Annotated in this window: 23 protein-coding genes; 12 read left to right on the top strand and 11 right to left on the bottom strand. The window is 59.5% G+C overall.

From position 1 onward, the window contains the following. Window positions 1–239 precede the first annotated feature (239 nt). Window positions 240–581 (top strand): KPN_00521 family repetitive protein, encoded by a 342-nt coding sequence (locus QMZ29_RS19960; RefSeq protein ID WP_016930249.1) that lies wholly within the window; start codon window positions 240–242, stop codon window positions 579–581. 451 nt (window positions 582–1,032) lie between these two features. Here the strand turns inward: QMZ29_RS19960 and fis are convergent, their stop codons facing one another. The 11 genes from fis to acuI all read right to left on the bottom strand — a co-directional run bounded on the left by fis (window position 1,033) and on the right by acuI (window position 10,769). Next, complete coding sequence (fis, locus tag QMZ29_RS19965; protein ID WP_000462905.1) at window positions 1,033–1,329, bottom strand: DNA-binding transcriptional regulator Fis; 297 nt, start codon at window positions 1,327–1,329, stop codon at window positions 1,033–1,035. After that, window positions 1,311–2,315, bottom strand: coding sequence for a tRNA dihydrouridine synthase DusB (gene dusB, locus QMZ29_RS19970; protein ID WP_025304426.1), 1,005 nt, complete (start codon window positions 2,313–2,315; stop codon window positions 1,311–1,313). Before dusB ends, fis begins: the two co-directional genes overlap by 19 nt. 393 nt (window positions 2,316–2,708) lie before the next feature. After that, on the bottom strand, window positions 2,709–3,590 hold the full coding sequence (prmA, locus tag QMZ29_RS19975; RefSeq protein ID WP_016930246.1) for a 50S ribosomal protein L11 methyltransferase: 882 nt from the start codon (window positions 3,588–3,590) through the stop codon (window positions 2,709–2,711). An 11-nt stretch (window positions 3,591–3,601) separates the two neighbouring features. Next, on the bottom strand, window positions 3,602–5,047 hold the full coding sequence (gene panF / locus QMZ29_RS19980; protein ID WP_049208301.1) for a sodium/pantothenate symporter: 1,446 nt from the start codon (window positions 5,045–5,047) through the stop codon (window positions 3,602–3,604). Beyond that, window positions 5,037–5,279 carry a YhdT family protein gene (locus QMZ29_RS19985; RefSeq protein WP_025304424.1) on the bottom strand — a complete coding sequence of 81 codons (243 nt, stop codon included), beginning with the start codon at window positions 5,277–5,279 and terminating at the stop codon, window positions 5,037–5,039. The genes panF and QMZ29_RS19985 overlap by 11 nt, the downstream gene beginning before the upstream one ends. Before the next feature lie 152 nt (window positions 5,280–5,431). Next, the gene (accC, locus tag QMZ29_RS19990; RefSeq protein WP_019453177.1) at window positions 5,432–6,781 is read right to left on the bottom strand and encodes an acetyl-CoA carboxylase biotin carboxylase subunit; all 1,350 of its coding nucleotides are present in this window, start codon (window positions 6,779–6,781) and stop codon (window positions 5,432–5,434) included. A 12-nt stretch (window positions 6,782–6,793) separates the two neighbouring features. Beyond that, complete coding sequence (gene accB, locus QMZ29_RS19995) at window positions 6,794–7,261, bottom strand: acetyl-CoA carboxylase biotin carboxyl carrier protein (RefSeq protein WP_004936889.1); 468 nt, start codon at window positions 7,259–7,261, stop codon at window positions 6,794–6,796. 32 nt (window positions 7,262–7,293) lie between these two features. Beyond that, window positions 7,294–7,746, bottom strand: a complete 453-nt coding sequence (gene aroQ / locus QMZ29_RS20000) for a type II 3-dehydroquinate dehydratase (RefSeq protein WP_004936891.1) — start codon at window positions 7,744–7,746, stop codon at window positions 7,294–7,296. Between the two features lie 287 nt (window positions 7,747–8,033). Further along, the gene (gene msrQ / locus QMZ29_RS20005) at window positions 8,034–8,633 is read right to left on the bottom strand and encodes a protein-methionine-sulfoxide reductase heme-binding subunit MsrQ (RefSeq protein ID WP_004936895.1); all 600 of its coding nucleotides are present in this window, start codon (window positions 8,631–8,633) and stop codon (window positions 8,034–8,036) included. Beyond that, complete coding sequence (gene msrP, locus QMZ29_RS20010) at window positions 8,634–9,635, bottom strand: protein-methionine-sulfoxide reductase catalytic subunit MsrP (protein ID WP_025304423.1); 1,002 nt, start codon at window positions 9,633–9,635, stop codon at window positions 8,634–8,636. It abuts the gene before it with no gap. A 156-nt stretch (window positions 9,636–9,791) separates the two neighbouring features. Further along, window positions 9,792–10,769: an acrylyl-CoA reductase (NADPH) gene (acuI, locus tag QMZ29_RS20015; protein WP_021505125.1), complete on the bottom strand. Its 978-nt coding sequence runs from the start codon at window positions 10,767–10,769 to the stop codon at window positions 9,792–9,794. A gap of 204 nt (window positions 10,770–10,973) precedes the next feature. On the opposite strand from acuI, the gene csrD reads away from it, so the two are divergent. The 11 genes from csrD (at window position 10,974) to QMZ29_RS20070 (ending at window position 25,998) form a co-directional block, all read left to right on the top strand. Next, the gene (gene csrD / locus QMZ29_RS20020; protein WP_025304421.1) at window positions 10,974–12,908 is read left to right on the top strand and encodes an RNase E specificity factor CsrD; all 1,935 of its coding nucleotides are present in this window, start codon (window positions 10,974–10,976) and stop codon (window positions 12,906–12,908) included. Window positions 12,909–13,321: 413 nt separating this feature from the next. Then, window positions 13,322–14,365, top strand: coding sequence for a rod shape-determining protein MreB (gene mreB, locus QMZ29_RS20025; RefSeq protein WP_003855260.1), 1,044 nt, complete (start codon window positions 13,322–13,324; stop codon window positions 14,363–14,365). 94 nt (window positions 14,366–14,459) lie between these two features. Next, on the top strand, window positions 14,460–15,476 hold the full coding sequence (mreC, locus tag QMZ29_RS20030; protein ID WP_025304420.1) for a rod shape-determining protein MreC: 1,017 nt from the start codon (window positions 14,460–14,462) through the stop codon (window positions 15,474–15,476). Beyond that, the gene (gene mreD, locus QMZ29_RS20035; protein WP_004936918.1) at window positions 15,473–15,961 is read left to right on the top strand and encodes a rod shape-determining protein MreD; all 489 of its coding nucleotides are present in this window, start codon (window positions 15,473–15,475) and stop codon (window positions 15,959–15,961) included. The genes mreC and mreD overlap by 4 nt, the downstream gene beginning before the upstream one ends. 10 nt (window positions 15,962–15,971) lie before the next feature. Then, the gene (locus tag QMZ29_RS20040) at window positions 15,972–16,556 is read left to right on the top strand and encodes a Maf family protein (protein ID WP_004936921.1); all 585 of its coding nucleotides are present in this window, start codon (window positions 15,972–15,974) and stop codon (window positions 16,554–16,556) included. 38 nt (window positions 16,557–16,594) lie between these two features. Beyond that, the gene (gene rng, locus QMZ29_RS20045; protein ID WP_025304418.1) at window positions 16,595–18,064 is read left to right on the top strand and encodes a ribonuclease G; all 1,470 of its coding nucleotides are present in this window, start codon (window positions 16,595–16,597) and stop codon (window positions 18,062–18,064) included. Between the two features lie 88 nt (window positions 18,065–18,152). Then, window positions 18,153–21,956 (top strand): AsmA2 domain-containing protein YhdP, encoded by a 3,804-nt coding sequence (gene yhdP, locus QMZ29_RS20050; RefSeq protein ID WP_261425066.1) that lies wholly within the window; start codon window positions 18,153–18,155, stop codon window positions 21,954–21,956. Next, complete coding sequence (gene nit1, locus QMZ29_RS20055; RefSeq protein ID WP_038629939.1) at window positions 21,953–22,795, top strand: deaminated glutathione amidase; 843 nt, start codon at window positions 21,953–21,955, stop codon at window positions 22,793–22,795. Before yhdP ends, nit1 begins: the two co-directional genes overlap by 4 nt. 25 nt (window positions 22,796–22,820) lie before the next feature. Beyond that, window positions 22,821–24,266, top strand: coding sequence for a metalloprotease TldD (gene tldD, locus QMZ29_RS20060; protein WP_025304416.1), 1,446 nt, complete (start codon window positions 22,821–22,823; stop codon window positions 24,264–24,266). Window positions 24,267–24,371: 105 nt separating this feature from the next. Beyond that, on the top strand, window positions 24,372–25,136 hold the full coding sequence (locus QMZ29_RS20065; protein ID WP_043142154.1) for a CDP-diacylglycerol pyrophosphatase: 765 nt from the start codon (window positions 24,372–24,374) through the stop codon (window positions 25,134–25,136). 472 nt (window positions 25,137–25,608) lie between these two features. Next, entirely contained in the window at window positions 25,609–25,998 is a 390-nt protein-coding gene (locus QMZ29_RS20070; RefSeq protein WP_025304414.1) for a hypothetical protein, read from the top strand. Window positions 25,999–26,044 lie beyond the last annotated feature (46 nt).

A 26,044-nucleotide genomic window follows, 5' to 3' on the forward strand; every position in this document is an offset into this window, starting at 1 on the left:
CCTGTTGGTGCTTGTTAAAAATTCGTACAAATTATAGTTTTGTGACAGGAAAAATTTAACTTTTTCGTGCGCTTTCCCCCGCTCATACTGCTTGGTGGCATAAAAAATCAATAAAACCGTTGGTAATAAAATTTTGTATCGATTTTTTTGGTTTTAGTCCTATTCTTAAATCGTTCAAGGGGCATTTCATGCCATCTTGTTTCATGACGAATGGCACGTATCTGAGAAAAGAGGGACTTATGAAGAAATCAATCATTGCCTTGTCTGCACTGCTGCTCGCTTCCCCGGTGTTCGCTGCTGAAACTGCGACCGACACCGCCGCTCATGCCAGCAACGAGGTCGTCGCTGAGGCGCATAAAGGGGCGGATACCGCCAAAGAAAAGCTGCACCAGTCTCAGGACAAGGGTGAAGAGCTGAAGCTGAAAGCCAAGCACGCCGCCGAAGGCAAGAGCGACAGCGTCGGCAGCAAAGTGAGCGAAGGCTCGCAAAAGGCCTGGCACTCCACCAAACAGGGTACGGAGAAGGCTTGGGACAAGACCAAGCAAGGGGCGGAAAGCCTCAAGAACAAAGCGACCGAATAAGGTCTCCGCTTTACCCCAAGGGCCGCGCTGCGGCCTTTTTTATTGCCCGCAAACCAGAGCCTATGCCCCCGCTTTGTCGCCCCGAGTAAAACGTGAGAGTATTCTTCATCGATTGGCGACTCAATCGTAAGCAAGGAGGAAGCTCTATGAGATCCCACTGGGTAAGGCGTTTATTGACACCCTCACCAACCTGGACAGGCAGAGCATCGGTTATCTTGGGTCTGCTGGTGTTTGGGGTGTTGAGCGGGCTGGATAGCCTGGGTGTGGAGTTGGACGGGTGGAAGCGCTCCGTGATGGTCGCGGCCGTGGCGGGTATTTGCTATTTCATTGCCGGATATATTGATAAGCGCATTCCGCGCAAAGCCCCGCCAATGTAGGCATAAATCAGACAAAGAAAAAGGCGCTTATCAAATGAGATAAAGCGCCTTTTCAACACGTTAACTGACTAGTATCAGTTCATGCCGTATTTTTTCAGCTTCTTGCGCAGCGTGCCGCGGTTGATGCCCATCATCAGGGCTGCGCGGGTTTGGTTGCCACGGGTGTATTGCATCACCATGTCCAACAGTGGCTGTTCAACTTCAGCCAGTACCAGCTCATACAGGTCATTTACGTCTTGACCGTTCAGTTGAGCAAAATAGTTCTTCAGTGCTTGTTTAACCGAGTCACGCAGAGGCTTTTGAGTCACCTGATCTTGTGAGTTAACGGTAGAAACGGTCAGTACGTCAGAATTTACGCGTTGTTCGAACATAGTTCTGTCAGCTCTTTTTTTACGCTAAGATTTTCGAAATATGCCTCCAACGCCTCCAGCTGTTCGCTGGCATCCTCTATGGCGTTGAATGTGCGCCGAAACTGGTCATTCGGAGCGTGTTCCTGGAGATACCAGGACACGTGCTTACGAGCAATCCGGAATCCCTTGCCTTGGCCATAAAAGCCGTGCAATTCCCGAATGTGCCCAATCAACAAGCGCTTCACCTCGCCAAGCGGCAGCGGCGGCAGCAACTCCCCAGTGTCCAGATAATGCTGGATTTCCCGGAAGATCCAGGGTCTCCCCTGAGCAGCGCGGCCTATCATCAGGGCATCGGCCCCGGTGTAGTCGAGCACTGCTCTGGCTTTATGCGGGTCAGTAATATCCCCATTCGCGATAATCGGAATGGAAACACTCTGCTTAACTGCCCGAATGCTGTCGTATTCCGCGTTGCCGTTAAACAGACAGGCGCGGGTTCGGCCGTGAATCGTCAGGGCCTGAATACCACAGTCTTCGGCCAGTTGGGCAATCTCTACACAGTTACGATGCTCTGGCGCCCAGCCGGTGCGAATCTTCAGCGTTACCGGCACATCCACTGCGTCAACCACCGCGTGGAGGATCCGTTTAACCAGATCCGGGTACTGCAACAAAGCGGACCCGGCAAGCTTCCGGTTCACTTTTTTGGCCGGGCATCCCATATTGATATCGATGATCTGCGCGCCGCTGGCCACGTTGATACGCGCGGCGGCGGCCATATCATCAGGATCGCATCCGGCAATCTGCACGGAGCGGATCCCTGGTTCATCGCTATGCACCATACGCAGACGCGACTTATCCGTCCGCCACACCTCCGGGTTGGAGGAGAGCATTTCGGATACAGCCATCCCAGCACCCATTGCATGACAGAGGGTTCTGAACGGGCGATCTGTAATACCGGCCATCGGGGCCGCAATCAGGCAATTAGTAAGCTGGTGGTGTCCAATGCGCATAGACAAAGAGTGACCATACTGTGTCCGCAAGGGCGCGTATATTACGCATTTTTGCGTCGAGATGAAAGGCCAAACTTTAACCAATTGGCCCTGTATTAGGGCGAAAAATGCGCTACGCGGCGATTCATAAAAATATTATATATATTTTACAATGAGTTGACGAAAAGTGCTTATTTTGTGTGCGGCAAAATATTCGCCTTTGTGCAGAATATTATCTGCATTCGCCCGCTATTTTTGCTGGTATAGCCTGTCTGGAAGGCGCATTGTCAGGGCGATCCGTCGTTGAACGGCAAAAAATTGCATAAAATTTTGTCTCGTCCGTCTGGCGATCGCCGGACAAAAAAAATCCACCGGCGCAGGGCCGGTGGATGAGGGGGCAATAGACCGTGACGCTTACTTGCGGCGGCCGGTGATACGGCACCACTCTTCGCGCTCGGCGACCGGATCGAGCGTGAACTTCTCTTCGTAGGCTTCCGCTACGCTGCTCGCCTGGCTGGCCAGCACGCCGGACAGCCCCAGATGACCGCCGGCCTTCGGCAGGCAACCAATCAGCGGCGCCAGCTCGCGCAGCGGGCCGGCGAGGATGTTGGCGACCACCACGTCCGCCAGCAGGTCCGCCGGCTGGTCTTTCGGCAGATACAGCTCCAGACGCTCTGAAACGCCGTTACGCTGTGCGTTGTCGCGGCTGGCCTGAATGGCCTGGGGATCGATGTCGATGCCGATAGCGCGCGCCGCACCCAGCTTCAGCGCGGCGATTGCCAGGATGCCGGAACCGCAGCCGAAGTCGATGACGGTTTTGCCCGCCAAATCGAGGCCGTCCAGCCACTGCAGACACAGCGCGGTGGTCGGGTGGGTGCCGGTGCCGAACGCCAGGCCCGGATCGAGCATCACGTTAACCGCGTCGGGATCGGGAACGTCGCGCCAGCTCGGGCAGATCCACAAGCGCTCACCGAAGCGCATCGGGTGGAAGTTGTCCATCCACTCGCGCTCCCAGTCCTTGTCTTCCAGCTGTTCTATCTTGTGGCGGAAACCGGCGCCCAGCAGCGGGTGCTGTTCCAGCATCGCCACCACCTCGGCCATATCGGTTTCGGCGTCGTACAGGCCGATCACGTCGGTATCGCCCCACAGCAGGGTTTCACCCGGCAGCGGTTCGAACACCGGGTTGTCGTGGGTGTCCTGGAAGGTCACCGACACGGCGCCGCTTTCCACCAGCGCGTCGCTCAGGTCTTCCGCCTGGCTGCCGGTGGTGTTCAGTTTGAGTTGGATCCAAGGCATAGCAATTCTCTTTAAGAGGGTAATGATGACGCCGCCCGGCGCTTTTCGCCGACGACGTTACCGAGATAAAACGCCAACAGGCTGAGCAACAGCGAAGGCACGATAGGATGCAGCCCCGCCGGTTGCAGGTTGAAGCTGGCCAATAGCGTATAGCATACCGCACCCGACACCATTGAGCTAAGCGCTCCCTGAGCATTGGCGCGTTCCCAATACAGGCCCAGCACCAGCGGCCACAGGAAGACCGCCTCCAACCCGCCGAAAGCCAGCAGGTTGAGCCAGATGATCATCTCTGGCGGCCGCCAGGCCGCCAGCAGCACCAGCAGACCGAGGATCAGCGTGGTCAGGCTGGAGAAGCGCTTGATCAACCGCTCGTTGTGGATCTGCTGTGGGCGTACGCCCAGATAGAGATCCTTGATGATGGTGGCGGAGGATTGCAGCAGCTGGGCGTTGATGGTCGACATGATCGCCGCCATCGGCGCCGCCAAAAAGATCCCGGCGGCGTACGGCGGCAGCACGGTGATCATCAGCGTCGGGATCACCTGATCGGGGATCTTGAGGTCCGGCAAGACCGCGCGGCCGAGCGCGCCGGCCAGGTGCATGCCGAACATCAGCACCGCCACCACCACGGTGCCGAGCAGAATGCCGCGATGCACCGCCTTGCTGTCTTTGTAAGAGATGCAGCGCACGGCGGTGTGCGGCAGGCCGATCACCCCGAAGCACACCAGGATCCAGAACGACGCCATAAACGGCAGGCTGAGGATTTGATCGCCGCCCTGCGGCGACACTAGCGCCGGATCGATCTGCTGCAGCTTGTCCACCGCGCTGTGCAACCCACCGGCGGCGTGGATCACCGCCACCAGCAGCAGTACGGTGCCGAGCAGCATCACCAGCCCCTGCATGGCGTCGTTCAGCACGCTGGCGCGGAAGCCGCCGAAGGCGGTGTACAGCGCGATGCTGATGCCGAAGATCAGCAGGCCGGTGTCGTAGGGAATGCCGGCGGCGGTCTCCAGCAGGCGGGCGCCACCGATAAACTGCACCGTCATGGCGCCGAGGAACGCCACCAGCAGACTGAGGCTGGCCAGCCACACCAGCAGGCGGCTCTGGTAGCGGCCATACAGCATGTCATTGAGGGTGATGGCGTTGTAGCGCCGCGCCAGGATGGCGAATTTCTTGCCCAGCACGCCGAGCGACAGCCACACCGCCGGTAGCTGGATCATCGCCAGCAGCACCCAGCCCAGGCCGTATTTATAGGCGGCGCCGGGGCCGCCTATAAACGAACTGGCGCTGATGTAGGTGGCGGTCAAGGTCATCGCCAGCACAAAGCCGCCCATCGAGCGGTTGCCGAGAAAGTATTCGCTGAGGAAATTCCCGCTCTGGCGGCGGCTGTAGGCATACACCGACAGGCCGAATACCAGCAACAGGTAGGCGACCAGCGGCAGGATCACTTCAGTTTGCATCGCTGTCCTCCAGCGAAATGTCGCGGAACACCGTGCGCACCATCAGCCAGCACAGGCCGGTGAACAGCAGCGGGACCAGCAGGCAGGCCATTTCGAACCAGTGCGGCAGGCCGGTGACGCCGATGGCGCTGTCCGGCAGGTAGGCTGCCAGCCCCCAGGCCAGCAGGTAGAGCAGCGTCAGCCCCAGCGCCCAGCGCGCTTCGCGGTGCGCCTGAATAAAGCGTTTGTCCATCCGTGTCTCCCATAGGTTTACGGTGATGGATTCATCAAAGGTAGGGAATTTTACGGCATGACGGCGTTTTGCCAAGCCGTTACTGGCGGCAGCGCCAAAGAAAAAGGCCGGTGATTAACCGGCCTTTCGTCAGACGATGCTGCGTGGCTGCCTTAGGTTTCCTGCAGACCCAGCTTCTTCTCCAGATAGTGGATGTTGGTGCCACCGTGCTGGAAGTTTTCGTCGTTCATGATCTTCTGCTGCAGCTCAACGTTGGTTTTGATGCCGTCGATGATCAGTTCAGCCAAGGCGTTTTTCATGCGGGCTATCGCCACGTCACGGTTTTCGCCGAAGGTGATCAGTTTGCCGATCATGGAGTCATAGTACGGCGGTACGGTATAACCGGCGTAGATATGAGATTCCCAACGCACGCCGAAACCGCCTGGCGCGTGGAAGCGTGTGATCTTGCCCGGGCTCGGCAGGAAGGTGTTCGGATCTTCGGCGTTGATGCGGCATTCTACCGCGTGGCCGTGGATCTTCACTTCTTCCTGTTTGATCGACAGCGGCTGACCGGCAGCGATGCGCAGCTGCTCTTTGATCAGATCCACGCCGGTGATCATTTCGGTAACCGGGTGTTCTACCTGAATACGGGTGTTCATTTCGATGAAATAGAACTCGCCGTTTTCATACAGGAACTCGAAGGTGCCCGCACCGCGGTAGCCGATTTCCACACAGGCTTTCGAGCAGCGCTCGCCGATGTAGCGGCGCATTTCGCTGGTGATGCCCGGCGCCGGCGCCTCTTCGACCACTTTCTGGTGGCGGCGCTGCATGGAGCAGTCGCGCTCGGCCAGATAGATGGCGTTGCCCTGGCCGTCGGCCAATACCTGAATCTCGATGTGGCGCGGATTCTCCAGGTATTTTTCCATATACACCATGTCGTTGTTGAAAGCCGCTTTGGCTTCCGCTTTCGTCATGTTGATGGACTGCTCAAGGTCTTTGTCGCTGCGCACGACGCGCATGCCGCGACCGCCGCCGCCGCCGGAGGCCTTGATGATGACCGGATAACCGATGCGCTTGGCGAAGGCACGGTTTTTATCCATGTCGTCGGTCAGCGGGCCGTCGGAGCCCGGTACGCAGGGCACGCCGGCTTTTTTCATGGCGTTGATCGCGGAAACCTTGTCGCCCATGAGGCGGATGGTTTCGGCTCTCGGGCCGATGAAGATGAAGCCGGAGCGTTCAACCTGCTCGGCGAAGTCGGCGTTCTCCGACAGGAAGCCGTAGCCCGGGTGGATCGCCACGGCGCCGGTGATTTCCGCCGCCGAGATGATGGCCGGGATGTTCAGGTAGCTTTTTACCGATGGCGCAGGACCGATGCAGACGGTCTCGTCGGCCAGCAGAACGTGTTTCAGATCGCGGTCGGCTGCGGAGTGAACCGCAACGGTCTTGATGCCCAATTCTTTACAGGCACGCAGGATGCGAAGCGCGATCTCGCCGCGGTTGGCGATAACAATTTTATCAAGCATGGGGGCGCCTCGTTATTCGATGACGACCAGCGGCTCGTCATATTCGACCGGCTGGCCGTTTTCCACCAGGATGGCTTTCACGACGCCGGACTTGTCCGCTTCGATCTGGTTCATCATTTTCATGGCTTCAACGATGCACAGGGTATCGCCGGCGTTCACTTTCTGGCCCACTTCCACGAAGGCTTTCGCGTCCGGGCTTGGGGTGCGGTAGAAGGTGCCTACCATTGGGGAACGAACGACATGGCCACTCACGGCCGCCGGTGCTGCAGGGGTTTCTGCCGCAGGCGCGGTGGCAACGGCGGTAGCCAGGGCTGGCTGCTGCTGTGCCGGCATCGCGTAAGCCTGCTGCATGACGGGATAAGCCTGCGCCGGTGCGGCACGGCTGATGCGAACCGATTCTTCGCCTTCAGAGATTTCCAGTTCAGAAATACCTGATTCTTCAACCAGTTCGATCAGTTTCTTGATTTTACGAATATCCATGAGTGTGATTCCGTACTCTTTTTGTGGAGCAATTAGTGGGTTTTCGACAGACGGTTAACCGCTGCCTGTAAAGCGAAAGCGTAGCCATCCGCGCCGAGGCCGCAAATCACGCCTACCGCTACGTCTGAGAGATAAGAGTGATGGCGGAAAGGTTCGCGGGCGTGCACGTTGGACAGGTGGATCTCGATGAACGGGATCTGCACCGCCAGCAACGCATCGCGCAGCGCCACGCTGGTATGCGTGAACGCCGCCGGGTTTATCAGAATGAAATCGGTGTTGCCGCGCGCCTGATGAATGCGATCGATCAGCTGATGCTCGGCGTTGGATTGCAGATGGCTCAGGGTAATATCCAATGCGGATGCCTGGTTTTCCAATCCGTTAACAATCTCTGTCAGCGTCGTGCTGCCGTACTTCTCCGGCTCACGCGTCCCCAGCAGATTGAGATTGGGGCCGTTCAGAAGCAAAATGTGAAACTTATCCGCCATTGTGCTGGTATCTCCGGCAATAAAACCATCATCGTAGAAAATAACCCGATGTTACCGATTTGTCACCTGTTAAGGGGCAAATTCACCCTGAGAACAGAAACAAGGTCGGGCATTATAACGATATCGTAGCAATTCGCAGCTAAATACTGGTCTTATCAGCGAAGATATTCAACCCCAAATCGAGGAACTGGGGGATCCGTGACAGGAATATGAGCGCTGGAACACAGAAAAAGTTCCCGCCGGCGGCGCGCGTTTTTCCGCGCCAATAACGCGCACCGCCGCGCGATTCAGCGCCACCAGGCGCGGAATTTCTTGTAACGCAGGCCCAACAGCGCCACCGCTAACAGCGCGTAAATGAACGGCTGGGGGGAAAACGTTTTGACCGACCACAGGTAGTGGATGGGGGCGAGGATCGCCGCCAGATAGACGAAGTTGTGCAACGTTTGCCATTTGGCACCCAGCTTGCGCATCGCCCACAGCGTCGACGTGGCCGCCAGCGCCAGCAGGATCAGCCAGGTGAGGATGCCGAGCGTCAGATAGGGCCGGTTCACCAGTTCGCTGCCCAGCAGGCCGAGATTGCTCAGTCCCAGCTCCAGCGTGGAGTAGCTTATCAGGTGCAGCGTGCCCCAGGCAAAGCACCACAGCCCCACCAGACGGCGACAGCGGATCAGCAGCGGCTGCCGGGCGTAGCGCGCCAGCGGGGCTATCATCAGCGTGGCCAGCAGCAGTTTCAGCGTCATCCTGCCGGTAAAATGCTGGATGTCTTTAGACGGATCGGCGCTGAACCAGCCTTGATCCACCGCCAACACCAGCCAGAGAAAGGGCAAAAACGCCGCCAGATGCAGGGCGGCTTTCAGCCATTTGATATGAACAGGCGTCAGGCGCACTTAGAAATTCTCCCGCAGATCCATGCCGCGATACAGCGACGCTACCTGATCGGCATAGCCGTTGAACAGCAACGTCGGCTGCCGTTTGACGTCGAGAATGCCGCCGGAGCCGATAAAGCGCTCGGTGGCCTGCGACCAGCGCGGATGATCGACGTGCGGATTCACGTTGGCGTAAAAACCGTACTCGTTCGGCGCGGATTGGTTCCAGGTGGTCGGCGGCTGATCGCGTACCAAACGGATATGCACGATCGATTTGATGCCTTTGAAACCGTATTTCCACGGCGTGATCAGCCGCAGCGGCGCGCCGTTTTGCGGCGGCAGAGTTTTGCCGTACACGCCGACGGTCAGCAGCGCCAGCGGATGCATCGCCTCGTCCAGCCGCAGCCCTTCGACGTAGGGATATTTCAGGCCGCCGCCGATAAAGCGATCTTTCTGGCCGGGCATCTGCTCCGGATCGTACAGCGTCTGGAAGGCCACGTAGCGCGCGTTGCTGTTCGGTTCAGCCAGCTTGAGCAGCTTGCCCAGTTCGAAACCGATCCACGGCACCACCATCGACCAGGCCTCGACGCAGCGCATGCGGTAAATGCGCTGTTCCAGCGGGAAACGCTTCATCAGATCGTCGATATCCAGCGTGATCGGTTTCGCCACTTCGCCGTCGATGCGCACTTTCCAGCCTTCGGTCTTGAGCCCGCCGGCGTTGGCGGCCGGATCGGCTTTGTCGAGACCGAACTCATAGAAGTTGTTGTAGCCGGTGACCTTGTCTTCCGGCGTCATCGCCAGCTGCGCCTGCCAGGCGGCCGGTTTGCTGAATTCCAGCGCTTTGCCCGGCGGCGCCTTGGGGCGATCGTTGCCCTTGAACCACGACAGCAGGTCCGCCTGCGCGCCGGTAGGCAGCGCCAGCGTAGCGGCGGTGATGCCGAGCGCCTGCAGCACCTTGCGCCGCTGGTGGAACACGCTCTCCGGCGTGACGTCGGCCTCGGTTAATTTCGGGTGTTTGTTCATGCTTATGCTCTCCGCGACGGATTCCCGCCGTCCGCGAGCGACTGACGGGTCTTCATGAAATAAGCATGGCGCTAAAGCCGGCCGGAAGCGAGCGGGAGCGGGAAAATATGAAATTTCGCAGATGCGGGCGAACCCCCCGTCGCCGGGGGGAGTCCGTCAGCGGATTTTCACCAGGGTGCGGCCGGTGATTTGGTTGTTCAGCAGCGCGGCGGCGGTGGCCGGCGCCTGTTCGAGGGTGATTTCGTGCGTGGCTTGCTGATAGAAACTGTCCGGCAGAATACCGGCCAGCCGTTCCCAGGCGGTTTGGCGGCGGTGCAGCGGCGTATGCACCGAATCCACGCCCTGCAGGCGCACGTTGCGCAGAATGAACGGCATCACGGTGGTCGGCAGTTGATAACCGCCCGCCAGGCCGCAGGCGGCGACGGTGCCGTTATAGTTCATCTGCGCCAGCACCCGCGCCAGCAGTTTGTCGCCGACGGTGTCCACCGCGCCGGCCCACAGCTGTTTCTCCAGCGGACGCGGCGTGTCGATATAGCCATCGCGCGACATGACCTCTTTGGCGCCGAGCGCTTTCAGGTACTCGGTATTGCTGTCGCGGCCGCTGATGGCGGTCACCCGGTAACCCAGCGCCGCCAGCAGGGCGATGGCGGTGCTGCCCACGCCGCCGCTGGCGCCGGTGACCAGGATATCGCCGTCGTCCGGGTGTACGCCGCCTTCTTCCAGCGCCATCACGCACAGCATGGCGGTAAAGCCGGCGGTGCCGATGATCATCGCCTTGCGCTCATCCAGGCCGTTCGGCAGCGGCACCAGCCACTCACCGGAGACGCGCGCCTGCTCGGCCAGGCCGCCCCAATGGTGTTCGCCCACTCCCCAACCGGTGAGCACCACGCTTTGCCCCTCTTTGAAGCGATCGTCGCGGCTGTGGCGCACGGTGCCGGCGAAGTCGATGCCCGGCACCATCGGGAAGTTGCGCACGATCTTGCCTTTGCCGGTGATCGCCAGCGCATCTTTATAGTTCAGGCTTGACCAGTTGATGTCGACGGTGACATCGCCTTCCGGCAACCGATCGCTGCCGATATCTTTGATATGAGCCAGAGTTTGGTCGTCTTGTTGTTCCAATAACAGTGCACGCATGTCACTCTTCCTCTCGTTTACACTTTTCTATCAATGGCTGAATCACATTTATTTGACTATATGCATAATAAGCGGCCCAAGTCCTGATAAAGGACAAAAACGGCGCTTGCAGGTTTAATTCCTCGGCAAGGCTTGTTAGGGTTGGACGGCCCCTTTTAGCTAAAGGGTGAACACTCACTTAACCATAGCGGACAAGGCACAGGGATGCGATTTACCACCAAACTCTCTGCATTGATCACTCTGTTGGTCGCGCTGGCGATGTTTTTGATGCTGATGGGATGCTCATACAGCTTCTTTTACGTTACCCAGGATCGCCAGGAGCGCCGCTTTGATTCGCTGGTCACCTCTCTCGATCAAGCCATGTTGCAGGAATCGCCGCGCGATCAGGAGAAATGGTTGCCGATTGTCATGCGTCCGCTCGGCATTGTGTCGATCCGCGTAGAGGCCGGTACCAGCAAGCTCCTCGACTATAAATTGCCGACGCTGAAAAAAGAGCCCTGGGATGCGCTGAACGGCTATCGTCAGGTCTCGCGAACTCTGTTGCAGCACCCGGGCAGTACGCTGCACATCACCTACCTCGATCCCTTCGCCAGCGACGTGCGCACGCTGCAATCCACCGCCGCCGTCACGCTGTCGATCGTCGTCATGGTGGTGGTTTTGCTGTTCAGCCTGCGCTGGCTGCGTGAGCAGGCCGACGGCGAAGATCGTCTGGAACGCCGTGCGCGGCGCATTCTGAACGGCGAGCGTGAAAACGTCATGCAGGGCGACGTGCGTGAGTGGCCAGCCAACGTCAGCGGCGCGCTCGACCGCCTGCTGGCCGATCTGGCGGAAGCGCGGGAAGAGCGCAGCCGGGTCGATACGCTGATCCGCGCCTTCGCCGCGCAGGATGCCAAAACCGGGCTGAATAATCGCCTGTTTTTCGATAACCAATTGACCACTCAGTTGGAAGATGAAGGCTCGCACGGCATCGTGATGATGGTGCGGCTGCCCGACTTCGAGACCCTGCGCGAGACGCACGGCAGCATGGCGGTGCAAGAGCTGATGTATTCGCTGGTCAACCTGCTGTCTACCTTCGTGATGCGCTACCCGTCGGCGCTGCTGGCGCGCTACTTCCACAGCGATTTTACCGTGCTGTTGCCGCATCGAACCCTGAAGGAAGCCGACGGCATCGCTTCACAGCTGGTCAACGCCATCGATGCCTTGCCTTCCACGGCGCTGATCGATCGCGAGGCCTTCCTGCACATCGGCATCGTGGCGTACCGCAGCGGTCAAACCACCGAGCAGGTAATCGACTATGCGGAGCAGGCGACGCGCCACGCTACGCTGCAGGGCGAAAACGGGTGGTATGTGTACGACAGCCAGGTGCCGGAAAAGGGGCGCGGCAGCGTCAAGTGGCGCACGCTGCTGGAACAGGTGCTGGCGCGCGGCGGCCCGCGGCTGTATCAGAAACCGGCGGTGACCGTGGAAGGCGAGGTGCACCATCGTGAGATCATGAGCCGGATCTATGACGGCACCCAGGAATTGCTGCCGGCGGAATATATGCCGCTGGTGCAGCAGTTGGGGTTGGCGGAGAGTTACGATCGCCAACAGGTGAGCCGCATCATTCCCTTGTTGGCGCAGTGGCCCGAGGAAACGCTGGCGTTTCCGCTGTGCGTGGACTCGATTTTGCAGCGCTCTTTCCAGCGCTGGCTGCGCGATACGCTGTTGCAATGCGAAAAAAGCCAACGCCGGCGAATTCTGATTGAACTTGCGGAGGCAGATGTGTGTCAACATATCGACCGTTTGCGTCCGGTGCTGAGGCTGTTGTCAGGGCTGGGCTGCCGTCTCGCGGTGTCCAAAGCGGGGTTAACCGTGGTCAGTACGTCCTATATCAAGTCGCTGCAGGTGGAGATCGTCAAGCTCCACCCGGGGCTGGTGCGGAGCATCGATAAGCGGGACGAAAACCAGCTGTTCGTGCAGAGCCTGACCGGCGCCTGCGCGGGCACGCGTGCTCAGGTGTTCGCGGCCAGCGTACGTACGCGCAACGAATGGCAGACGCTGAAAGAGCGGGGGATCCACGGCGGGCAGGGCGACTTTTTCGCATCGCCGGAACCTATCGACGCGGGGCGTAAAAAATATTCACGTCGTTATCGTGTTTAAGCTGATTGCCGGACAAAAATTGACGTAGAATGAGCGCCGGATCCATCTGGGCCATGTCACCCGTCATTTTGGAGTTTTCTCCAATCTGCCTGCGACAACGACGCCTATTTGAGATAGGCTCTTGTCAGCTTTTATCTGGTTGGCGTTGGTAGGTGCTTACCATCGGCGGCAATCAGGGAATATGTTAGATTTTATGAGCTGTGTTACGCCGTTTCGTGCGTTGACAGGGTGGTAAACTGAGCCTTTGTTCAGGGAATTCAGGCCTCATCCAATTTCCGTGCATTCGAGCAGAAACAATACAGACTATTTTTCACCGAAGTAGAACGTTTTTGCGCCTTGTCGCTGCTTCGTGTGGTTGGTAAAGTAGGCGGATTTTATTTTCCGCCCCCAGCTTGCAGGATTATCCTTTCGTTATGTTTAAGAAATTTCGTGGCATGTTTTCCAACGACTTGTCCATCGACTTGGGTACCGCCAATACCCTGATTTATGTTAAAGGGCAAGGCATCGTACTGAATGAACCTTCGGTGGTTGCCATTCGTCAGGATCGTGCCGGCTCCCCAAAGAGCGTCGCGGCCGTCGGTCATGACGCCAAACAGATGCTGGGCCGCACCCCCGGCAACATCGCGGCTATTCGCCCGATGAAAGACGGCGTGATCGCCGATTTCTTCGTGACTGAAAAAATGCTGCAGCACTTTATCAAACAGGTTCACAGCAACAGCTTTATGCGCCCAAGCCCGCGCGTGCTGGTCTGTGTGCCGGTCGGCGCGACCCAGGTTGAACGCCGCGCTATCCGCGAGTCCGCCCAAGGGGCCGGCGCGCGTGAAGTGTTCCTGATTGAAGAGCCGATGGCGGCGGCGATCGGCGCAGGTCTGCCGGTCTCCGAAGCGACTGGCTCCATGGTGGTGGATATCGGTGGCGGTACCACTGAAGTGGCGGTGATCTCGCTGAACGGCGTGGTGTACTCTTCTTCCGTGCGCATCGGCGGCGACCGTTTCGATGAAGCCATCATCAATTATGTGCGCCGCAACTACGGCTCGCTGATCGGCGAAGCCACCGCAGAGCGCATCAAGCACGAAATCGGTTCTGCCTATCCGGGCGACGAAGTGCGCGAAATCGAAGTGCGCGGCCGTAACCTGGCTGAAGGCGTACCGCGCGGCTTTACCCTGAACTCCAATGAAATCCTCGAAGCCCTGCAAGAGCCGCTGACCGGTATCGTCAGCGCGGTGATGGTTGCGCTGGAGCAGTGCCCGCCAGAATTGGCCTCCGACATTTCCGAACGCGGCATGGTATTGACCGGCGGCGGCGCGCTGCTGCGCAACCTCGATCGCCTGCTGATGGAAGAAACCGGCATTCCGGTCGTGGTGGCGGAAGATCCGCTGACCTGCGTGGCGCGCGGTGGCGGCAAGGCGTTGGAAATGATCGACATGCACGGCGGCGATTTGTTCAGCGAAGAATAGTCAGCCCCAGGAAGGAGGAATCGTATCGGATGAATGCGCACAGCGAAAATCGGGTACGGTTCCTCTTTCTGTTGTCGAGGAACTCGCATAATTTATGAAGCCGATTTTTAGCAGGGGGCCTTCCCTGCAACTGCGACTTTTTTTGGCGGTGATTGCGGCCATTGGCCTGATCGTTGCCGACAGCCGGCTCGGCACGTTCGTGAAGATACGCAACTACATGGACACCGCAGTCAGCCCTTTCTATTTTCTGGCCAACGGGCCACGTAAAGTTTTGGACAGCGTGTCAGAGACGCTGGCCACCCGCCAACAGCTGGAGCTGGAAAACCGCGCTCTGCGGCAGGAACTGCTGCTGAAAAACAGCGATATTCTTCTTCTTGGCCAATTCAAGCAGGAAAACGCCCGCTTGCGCGAGCTGCTGGGTTCTCCGCTGCGCCAGGACGAACACAAGATGGTCACCCAGGTGATCTCCACCGGTTCCGATCCGTATAGCGACCAGGTCGTTATCGACAAAGGGTCGGACAACGGCGTCTATGAAGGCCAGCCGGTGATCAGCGACAAGGGCGTGGTTGGCCAGGTGGTGGCGGTGGCGAAAGTCACCAGCCGCGTGCTGCTGATCTGCGATGCCTCGCACGCGCTGCCGATTCAGGTGCTGCGTAACGATATTCGAGTGATCGCCGCGGGCAGCGGCTGCGCCGACGATCTGCAACTGGAGCATCTGCCGAACAACACCGATATCCGCGTTGGCGACGTGCTGGTGACCTCCGGCCTCGGCGGCCGCTTCCCGGAAGGCTATCCGGTGGCGGTAGTTTCCTCGGTCAAGGTCGACAATCAGCGCGCTTACACCGTGATTCAGGCGCGGCCGACCGCCGGTCTGCAGCGCTTGCGCTACCTGCTGCTGCTGTGGGGCGCCGATCGCAACGGCGACATGCCGTTGCCGCCGGACGAAGTGCACCGCGTGGCCAATGAGCGCCTGATGCAGATGATGCCGCAGGTGCTGCCGCCTGCCGGTTCGGTCGGGCCGCAGCTGCCGGCTCCGGCTACCGGCGTAGCGCCGCAACCCGCCGGCGCTACGCCATCTGCTCAGCCTGCCGCGGCGGGAGTGGTGCAATGAACAGTTACCGCAGCCACGGGCGCTGGATCATCTGGCTGTCGTTCCTGGTGGCGTTGGTGCTGCAAATCATGCCGTGGCCGGAGCAGATCTACATGTTCCGGCCTTCCTGGCTGGTGCTGATTCTGATCTACTGGGTAATGGCCTTGCCGCATCGTGTCAACGTCGGTACCGGCTTCGTGCTGGGGTTGATTATGGATCTGATCCTCGGCTCTACGCTGGGCGTACGCGCGCTGGCGCTGGGCATCATCGCCTATCTGGTGGCGTTCAAATTCCAACTGTTCCGCAATATGGCGCTGTGGCAACAGGCGCTGATCGTCGTGCTGCTGTCGCTGTCGATGGATGTGGTGGTGTTCTGGGCTGAGTTTTTAGTGATCAACGTCTCTTTCCGCCCAGAGGTATTCTGGAGTAGTGTGGTAAACGGCATTTTGTGGCCGTGGTTATTCCTGTTGATGCGCAAAATCCGCCGTCAGTTCGCCGTACAGTAAGGGTATATCAATGACTTCGCTTTATCTGGCCTCCGGCTCCCCACGTCGACGTGAACTGTTGACCCTGTTGGGCGTGTCGTTTGACATTCTGCTGACGCATACCGAAGAGCAGCGCCGGGAAGGCGAAGCCGCAGAGGCCTATGTGCGCCGTCTGGCGCAGGACAAGGCCAAGGCGGGCGTGGCGCTGGCGCAGGAAGATCGGCCGGTGCTGGGCGCAGACACCATCGTGGTGCTCAACGGCCGGGTGCTGGAGAAGCCGCGCGACGAAGCCCATGCGGCGGACATGCTGGCGGCTCTGTCGGGCAAACAGCATCAGGTGATGACGGCGGTGGCGATCGCCGATCGCCACGACGTGCGCTGCCAGCTGGTGGTGACCGACGTGACGTTCCGCAGCCTGTCACAACAGGATATCCGCGACTATATTGCTACGGGCGAACCGATGGATAAAGCGGGCGCCTATGGAATTCAAGGAAAGGGTGGTTGTTTCGTCAGAACGATAACCGGGAGTTATCACGCGGTGGTCGGTCTGCCGCTGGTCGAAACACATGAGCTGCTCAGTAATTTTGTCGCATTACGTGATGTAAGAACCGGTTGATGGGCGCTGCCATTATCGACCGGCTCTGAGGAGAAGGCATGACAGCTGAGCTACTGGTTAATATCACACCGTCTGAAACGCGGGTCGCCTATATCGATGGCGGCATTCTGCAAGAGATTCATATCGAACGCGAATCCAAACGCGGCATCGTCGGCAATATCTATAAAGGGCGCGTCAGCCGCGTCCTGCCGGGGATGCAGGCGGCGTTCGTCGACATCGGCCTGGACAAGGCCGCCTTCCTGCACGCCTCCGACATCATGCCGCATACCGAATGCGTCGCCGGCGACGAGCGGAAAAACTTTCATGTGCGCGACATCGCCGAGCTGGTGCGCCAGGGGCAAGACCTGATGGTGCAGGTGGTGAAAGATCCGCTCGGGACCAAGGGCGCGCGTCTGACTACCGACATTACGCTGCCTTCGCGCTATCTGGTCTTCATGCCGGGCGCGGCGCACGTCGGCGTTTCGCAGCGCATCGACAGCGAAGCCGAGCGCGAGCGCCTGAAGTCCATCGTTGCGCCGCACTGCGACGAGCTGGGCGGCTTTATTATCCGCACCGCGGCGGAAGGCATCGGCGAGGAAGAGCTGGCGCAGGATGCCGCGTTCCTCAAACGCCTGTGGACCAAGGTGATGGAGCGCAAGAAGCGCAACCAGACCAAATACAAGCTGTACGGCGAGCTGGCGCTGGCGCAGCGCATCTTGCGCGATTTCGCCGGCGCGGCGCTGGATCGCATTCGCGTCGATTCGCGGCTGACGCACGATCTGTTGGTGGAGTTTACCGGCGAGTACATCCCGGACATTACCAACAAGCTCGAACTCTACACCGGCAGCCAGCCAATTTTCGATCTGTACGACGTGGAAAACGAAATCCAGCGCGCGCTGGAGCGCAAGGTGGAGCTGAAGTCCGGCGGCTATCTGATCATCGATCAGACCGAGGCGATGACCACCGTTGACATCAACACCGGTGCCTTCGTCGGCCACCGCAACCTCGACGAAACCATCTTCAATACCAACATCGAGGCGACGCAGGCCATCGCGCGCCAGCTGCGGCTGCGCAACCTGGGCGGCATTATCATCATCGACTTTATCGATATGAACAACGAAGAGCATCGCCGCCGGGTGCTGCACTCGCTGGAGCAGGCATTGAGTAAAGATCGGGTAAAAACCACGATCAACGGCTTCTCTCAGCTAGGCTTAGTTGAAATGACGCGTAAACGCACGCGTGAAAGCATTGAACATGTGCTCTGTCACGATTGTCCTACTTGCAATGGGCGCGGCACCGTGAAAACGGTGGAAACCGTGTGCTACGAGATCCTGCGCGAGATTGTACGCGTGCACCATGCTTACGATTCCGATCGCTTCCTGGTGTACGCCTCCGCGGCGGTTGGCGAAGCGCTGAAGAGCGAAGAGTCGCATGCGCTGGCCGAAGTGGAGATCTTCGTCGGCAAACAGGTGAAGGTGCAGATCGAACCGTTGTACAGCCAGGAGCAGTTCGACGTCGTCATGATGTAGCCCGCCCGACATCGGTAGGGGCCCGGCACGCCGGGCCCGTCAGTGCATAGATATTCCCGTTGCCAGGCAGCGGAGCAAGGAGAACTGCGTGAGGCGACTGCCTGGGATTCTGTTAGCAACAGGCGCCACCCTAATCGTGATTGTGGCGCTGCTGATCAGCGGGCTGCGCCTGATGCTGCCGAAGCTGAACGACTATCGTCCTCAACTGCTGGCGCAGGTGGAGAAGCTATCCGGTGTGCCTGTGCAGATGGATTTCCTGCAGGGCAGTTGGGAAACGTTCGGCCCACAGCTTGAAGTGCGCAACCTGAGCGTTACGCTGCCCAAAAGCGATGTGCATATCGAACGCGTGACGCTGGCGCTGGACGTGTGGCAGTCGCTGCTGCACTGGCGCTGGCAGTTCCGCGATCTGACCTTCTATCAATTCCGCCTCGATCTGAACGCCACGCTGGGCGGCGATCGTGAGGGCGACGGCCTTGAGCCCGGTAAAATCAGCGATCTGATGCTGCGCCAGCTCGACCACTTCGATCTGCGCGACAGCCGTATCTCGTTCCTGACGCCCGCCGGCGCGCGCGCCGAATTCGACATTCCCCAACTGACCTGGCTCAACGGCCGCGATCGCCACCGCGCCGAGGGGCAGATCAGCCTGTCGACGCTGAACGGCCAGCACGGTGTGGTGCAGCTGCGCATGGACCTGCGCGATAATCAGGGCCTGCTGGACACCGGCACGGTCTATCTGCAGGCCGATAACATCGACATGAAACCCTGGTTTACCCGCTGGCTGCGCGCCAACACCGGGCTGGAAAGCGCAGACTTCAGCCTGGCAGCCTGGCTGCAGGTGCAAAACGGCGAGATCGCCGGCGGCCATGCGTTGCTCAAGCAGGGGGCGGCCAACTGGAATACCGGCGCCGCGCAGCACCGGCTGGACGTAGACAATCTGGCGCTGTCGCTGCGCCGCCAGGGCACCGGTTGGCAGCTCGACGTGCCGCAGCTGCGGTTGAGCACCGACGGCCAGGCCTGGCCGCAGGGCGCGCTTTCTGCGCTGTGGCTGCCGGAAAACACCGAATTTATGGGGCCGGCGCAGAATGAAGAGCTGCGGGTGCGCGCGACCCATCTTCAGTTGGAGCGTCTATCGGCGTTGCTGCCGACCTTCTCGTTCCTCAGCCCGGACGTGCTCGATCGCTGGAACGATCTGCAGCCGCAGGGGAAGATGGAAGCGCTGGCGCTGGACATCCCGCTCAAGCAGCCGGAAAAGAGCCGTTTTCAGGCGCTGTGGCGCGATGTCAGCTGGCAGCGTTGGGAACTGCTGCCGGGCGTCAACCACTTCTCCGGCGCGTTGAGTGGCGGGGTGGAGAACGGCCGCCTGACGCTGGGGCTCACCGACAGCACCCTGCCTTACGGCGACATGTTCCGCGCCCCGCTTGAAATCAGCAGCGCGCGTGGCGCGCTGACCTGGCGTTACAACGATCAAGGCTGGGAGCTGGCGAGTCAGGGGCTGGACGTCAAGGCGAAGTCGCTGTGGGTCAACGGCGATTTCCGTTATCAGCAGCCGGCCAAGGGCGATCCGTGGCTGAATATCCTGGCGGGCATCCGCCTGTATGACGGCGCCGACGCCTGGCGCTATTTCCCGGAACCGCTGATGGGCAAGCATCTGGTGGACTACCTGGGCGGCGCCATTCAGGGCGGCCAGGTGGATAACGCCACGCTGATTTATTCCGGCGATCCGCAGCATTTCCCGTACCGCAAAAACGAAGGGCAGTTCGAAGTCTTCGTACCGCTGCGTCACGCCACCTTCCAGTTCCAACCGGGCTGGCCGGCGCTGACCGATTTGGCGATCGATCTCGATTTCGCCAACGAGGGGCTGTGGATGCATGCGCCGCAAACCCGCTTGGGCAAGGTGGCGGGCAAAAATATCAGCGCGGTGATCCCGGATTACCTGAAAGAGCGGTTGCTGATCGACGCCGAAGTCGCGGGTGCGGGCAGCGACGTACATGACTACTTCATGCAGACACCGTTGCACGATTCGCTGGGGGCGGCGCTGGATCAGCTGCAGATTGGGGGTGATGTCAGTGGGCGCTTACATCTCGATATCCCCCTGGACGGCGAGCAGGTCAGAGCCACCGGTGAAGTGGCGCTGAACAACAATTCGTTGCTGATAAAACCGCTGGAAAGCGAGCTGCAGAAGCTCAGCGGCAAGTTCCGCTTCGACAATGGCAATCTGGAGAGCGACACCCTGTCGGCCAACTGGTTCGGGCAACCGGTGGCGGTCAACTTCACTACGCAGGAAGGCGAGCGTGACTACAAGATCAACGTCGGTCTGAAAGGAGACTGGCAGCCGGGCAAGTTCCCCGGCCTGCCAAAAGAGGCCGCCGATGCGCTCAGCGGCAGTGCGCCCTGGCAGAGCCAGGTGGCCATCACGCTGCCGCATCAGGGCTCGGCCAGCTACGATATCGGCCTTGACGCAGACCTGAAGAAAGTGAGCAGTCACTTACCTTCGCCACTGGACAAGGCGTCGGGAGAGGCGCTGCCGGTGAACGTCAAGGTCAAAGGCGGTTTGAACGGCTTTATGTTGACCGGCAGCGCGGGCAAACAGAACCGCTTCAACAGCGAATGGAACTTCGATAAAAAACAGGTGAACCTGGCGCGCGCCGCCTGGCAAACCAACGGGGGCGGCACCCCGCCTCTGCCGGCCGGCAAGTCGATGACGTTGAACCTGCCAGCGCTGGACGGCGAGCAGTGGCTGGCGCTGCTGGCACCGGCGCTGAAACAGGGCGGCGGCAGCGGTCAGGTGGGCGGTTTCAGCTTCCCCACCACCGTGGCGCTGACCACGCCGCAGCTGCTGTTGGGCGGCCAGGCCTGGCATAAGCTGACGCTGTCGGCCGAGAAACAGCTTGGCGCTACCCTGGTGAGCGCCAAGAGCGACGAAGTGGATGGTAGCCTGCGGGTGGCCGATCGCGGGCCGTGGCGCGCCGATATCAACTACCTGTATTACAACCCGCAGTTCGCAGAGACGAAAAACGCGGCGGGCACGCCGCCGCCGTCGACAGAGAACGTTTCCTTCCGCGACTGGCCTTCGTTGATGCTGCGCTGCAAATCGTGCTGGGTGTTGGGGCAGAACCTCGGCAGGGTCGAGGCGGATCTGACCAATCGGGGCGATACCCTGACGCTGGATCACGGCCTGGTCGATACCGGCAAAGGGCGCATGACCGCCACCGGCCTGTGGAAACAAAATGCGCAGGAAGAGCGCAGCTCGCTGAAAGGCAAGCTGCTTGGCGGCAAGATCGATGAAACCGCCGCCTTCTTCGGCATCACCATTCCGCTTAAGGGCGCGCCTTATGACGTGGATTTCGATCTGTACTGGCATGGCACGCCGTGGCAGCCACGGGTCGATACGCTGAGCGGTGCGCTGCAGGTCAAGATGGGCAAGGGTGAAATCGACAGTATGGGCGGTGGCCGTGCCGGTCAGCTGCTGCGGCTGGTCAGTTTCGATGCCCTGCTGCGCAAGCTGCAGTTCGATTTCAGCGATACCTTCGGCAAAGGCTTCTACTTTGATTCCATCCGCAGTACCGCCTGGCTGAAAGATGGCATAATGCATACAGATAATCTATTGATCGACGGCTTGGCGGCGGATATTGCTATGAGCGGCCAGATCGATTTGGCGCGCCGCCGCATCGATATGGAAGCGGTGGTGGCGCCGGCGATTTCAGCGACCGTCGGCGTGGCCACGGCGTTTGTCGTCAACCCGATCGTCGGCGCGGCGGTATTTGCCGCCTCGCAGGTGCTGGGGCCGCTGTGGAGCAAGATTTCGCTGATTCGCTACCATATCAGCGGCGATCTCGACCAGCCGAAGATCAATGAGGTACTTCGTAAGGCAAAGGAGGATAAGGCGTCATGAGGAATGCTAACGTTGCGTTGTTGCAGTTGTGCAGTGGCGATCAGGTGCGCGATAACCTGGCCCAGATTGAACAGCAGATCAAGCAGCTCAATGCTGGGGTAAAACTGGTCATGACGCCGGAGAACGCGTTGTTGTTCGCCAACTCCGCGGCCTATCGCCAACAGGCGGAAAAACAGGGCGATGGTCCGCTGCAGAACGCGGTGCGCGAACTGGCGCGCCGTTATGGCGTGTGGTTGCTGGTGGGCTCGATGCCGCTCGTCAGCCGTGAGAACCCGGAGCTTATCACCACCAGCAGCCTGTTGTTCGACGAGCAGGGTGAGATCCGCGCCCGCTACGACAAGCTGCACATGTTCGATGTGGACATCAACGACGCGCACGGCCATTACCGCGAGTCGGATACCTACCAGCACGGGCAGCACCTGACGGTGGTGGATACGCCGGTCGGGCGTTTGGGCATGACCATATGTTACGATCTGCGCTTCCCTGCGCTGTTCCAGGCGCTGCGGGCGCAGGGCGCCGAACTGATTTCGGTGCCGGCGGCCTTTACCCGGGTAACCGGCGAGGCGCATTGGGAAATCCTGCTGCGCGCCCGGGCGATCGAAAACCAGTGCATGATCCTGGCGCCGGCGCAGGTGGGGCGCCACGGGCCGACCCGCCGCACCTGGGGCCACTCGATGGCTGTCGACGGCTGGGGCAAGGTGTTGGCCGAGAACGCGGACGCCGTGGCGGCACTGAAGGTGCGTGTGGACGCCGCAAGCCTGAAAAATATTCGTGCGCAGATGCCGGTGCTGCAGCACAACCGATTCCAGACGTCGCTGACGGCGCCGTCTGACAAGTAATCCTCCAATCAAGAGTGAAACCATTATGAGCCTGACGTTTGTCAGTGAGCAGTTACTCGCTACCAACAAGCTGAGTCATCAAGACCTGTACAGGGTACTGGGTCAACTGGCAGAACGCCGTATCGACTACGCCGATCTCTATTTCCAGTCCAGCTATCACGAAGCCTGGGTGATCGAGGACGGCATCATCAAGGATGGCTCTTACAATATCGACCAGGGCGTCGGCGTGCGCGCCGTCAGCGGCGAGAAGACCGGCTTCGCCTATGCCGATCAGATCACCCTGAATGCGCTGCAGCAAAGCGCCCAGGCGGCGCGCAGCATCGTGCGCGAGCAGGGCGACGGGCGGGCGCATACTCTGGGCGAAATCGGTTATCAGGCGCTGTACCCGCTGCTCGATCCGCTGCAAAGCCTGCCGCGCGAAGAGAAAATCGCCCTGCTGCACCGCGTCGACAAGGTGGCGCGCGCCGCCGATGCGCGGGTGCAGGAAGTGAACGCCAGCATCACCGGCGTTTACGAGCAGGTGCTGGTAGCCGCCACCGACGGCACGCTGGCAGCGGACGTTCGCCCGCTGGTGCGCCTTTCCGTCAGCGTGCTGGTGGAGCAGGACGGCAAGCGTGAGCGCGGCTCCAGCGGCGGCGGCGGCCGTTTCGGCTATGACTACTTCCTGGAAGCCGTCGACGGCGAGGTGCGCGCCGATATCTATGCCCAAGAGGCGGTGCGCATGGCGCTGGTCAATCTTGGCGCAGTGGCGGCGCCGGCCGGCAATATGCCGGTGGTGCTGGGGGCCGGTTGGCCAGGCGTACTGCTGCACGAGGCGGTGGGCCACGGCCTGGAAGGCGACTTCAACCGGCGCGGCACCTCGGTGTTCAGCGGCCATATGGGCGAGCTGGTGGCGTCCGAGCTGTGCACCGTGGTGGATGACGGCACCCTGCAAGGGCGCCGCGGCTCGCTGGCGATCGACGACGAAGGCGTGCCGGGCCAGTACAACGTACTGATCGAAAACGGCGTGCTGAAAGGCTACATGCAGGACAAGCTCAACGCGCGGCTGATGGGCGTCGCCCCGACCGGCAACGGCCGCCGCGAGTCCTATGCGCATCTGCCGATGCCGCGCATGACCAATACCTACATGCTGGCGGGCCAATCGACGCCGGAAGAGATCATCGCCAGCGTCGAGTACGGCCTGTACGCGCCGAACTTTGGCGGCGGCCAGGTGGACATCACCTCCGGCAAGTTCGTGTTCTCCACCACCGAAGCCTATCTGATCGAGAAAGGGCGTATCACCAAGCCGGTGAAGGGGGCGACGCTGATCGGCTCCGGCATCGAGGCGATGCAGCAGATTTCGATGGTCGGCAACGATCTGGCGCTTGATAAAGGCGTGGGCGTGTGCGGCAAGGAAGGCCAGAGTGTGCCGGTGGGCGTCGGCCAACCGACGCTGAAACTGGACACGCTGACCGTCGGCGGCACGGCGTAATTTTTCCTCAAGGGGCCGCATTGGCCCCTTGTTCATTCCCCATTTTGAGTTTTCTCTCGCCCGCGCAAAGAGTGCTGTGCGGCGATGATGCCGAGAAAGATGACGATGGCGTGCTTTGGTGTGTCTACCCGGCGTTGGCTGCTGGTGCTGGGGGTTCTCTCCTTGACGGGGTGCGCCCGTTCCGATGCGCTGTGGGGCGTGGTCGATAAGCTCTGCATGGCCAACTATCAACAAAAGCGCGATCCGGCCCCGTGTGAGCAGATTTATATGCCGCAGGGGAAAGCGCAGGGCTTCAGCGTGCTGCAAAACCCGCGTTATCCCTATCACTTCATCCTGGTGCCGACGGCGCCGCTCTCCGGTATTGAAAGCCCGCAGCTGCTGGCCGGGGAACGGACGGACTATTTTGGCTATGCATGGCTGATGCGTTACCGGTTGGCCGCCGAGTATGGCGGGCCGGTGCCGGATGATATGTTGGGCATGGCGATCAACTCCGCTTACGGCCGTAGCCAGAACCAATTGCATATTCACCTGACCTGTCTGCGCGAAGATGTTCGGCGTCAATTGCAGGCGGAACGCCCCTACATACAGGAACAATGGCGGCCTTTGCCGGATAAGCTGTTGCGCCACACTTACTATGCCCGACGCGTGATGCAGCCAACCGCGATGGGCATTTACCCGATTAAGGATCTGGCGGGTTATTTCCATCTGTCGCCGCAGCAGCTGGCGGAATATGGCGTGGCGTTAGTGCCCACCACGTTTGCCGGCCAACGGGGTTTTATCTTGCTGGCCTCGAAGCGCGGCTGGGACGTTGGCAACCGCGCTTCGGTAGAGTCGCTGCTGGATAAAGAGTGCGCGATATTGCCGCGTTGAGCTCAAGAATGTCTCGCTACACGATGCTGATTAACCGGCCTGTGCAGGTGTATCAGCCATTATCCCTGCAGTTCCCATTTAGCCAGCCATGCTTGGCTTTGAGAGCCAGAGGGATGGTATAATTTGGTTACATTTTTTCTTGAGTAAGGGTATTGATTGGAGTACTTTAATGGCCGGAGCTGATGGACATGAATAAGCGCTTTGATGATGTTAATTTAATCGATGTAATCACCGATAGCTTAAATGAATATTTAATGGTTACAAGTTAAACCTGTCCAATAGTTCATTGAATTGCGAGTCTTTCAGTTTTTTATATTGATTTTTCAGCCTGCCGATGGCTGATGAATTTATTTTGAAATACAGTAAGGTTTCCGGTTAATAAATAAATCGCGGTTTCATCTGGCGGTGAGTGTGCCGGTATTCATTTATCCATTGATGAAAGTTATCAGAATTACTTTAATATGGAGGTTGTATGAAAAGGGTTTCCAAGTTGTTAATCGCATTTTCCGTGGCGGTGGCCTTAGTGGGATGCGCGCGTACAGCACCCGTTGATAATGTTCATTCGACGGTTAGTGCCGGGCATAGTGAGGCTCAAGTCAGAAACGCAATCCTTAAGGCTGGCGCCCAACGCCAATGGATCATGAATGATGTGGGGCCAGGTGTCATCAAGGCGCGTCAGCAAAACCGCAATCACAGTGCGGAGGTGCGTATTACCTACTCGGCAACAGCTTATTCTATCGATTATGACAGCAGCCAGAATCTGCTCGCTTCTCAAGGTAAGATTCATAAGAATTATAATCGTTGGGTACGCAATCTGGATAAAGATATTCAGGTCAGTCTCGCCACGAATGCACTGCAGTAATATCTTTTTAGTCGGGCCAAGTATGGCCCGATAAATATTTTTAGCA

It is taken from the genome of Serratia sp. PF-27, from assembly GCF_030053255.1.
GTDB lineage: Bacteria > Pseudomonadota > Gammaproteobacteria > Enterobacterales > Enterobacteriaceae > Serratia > Serratia bockelmannii.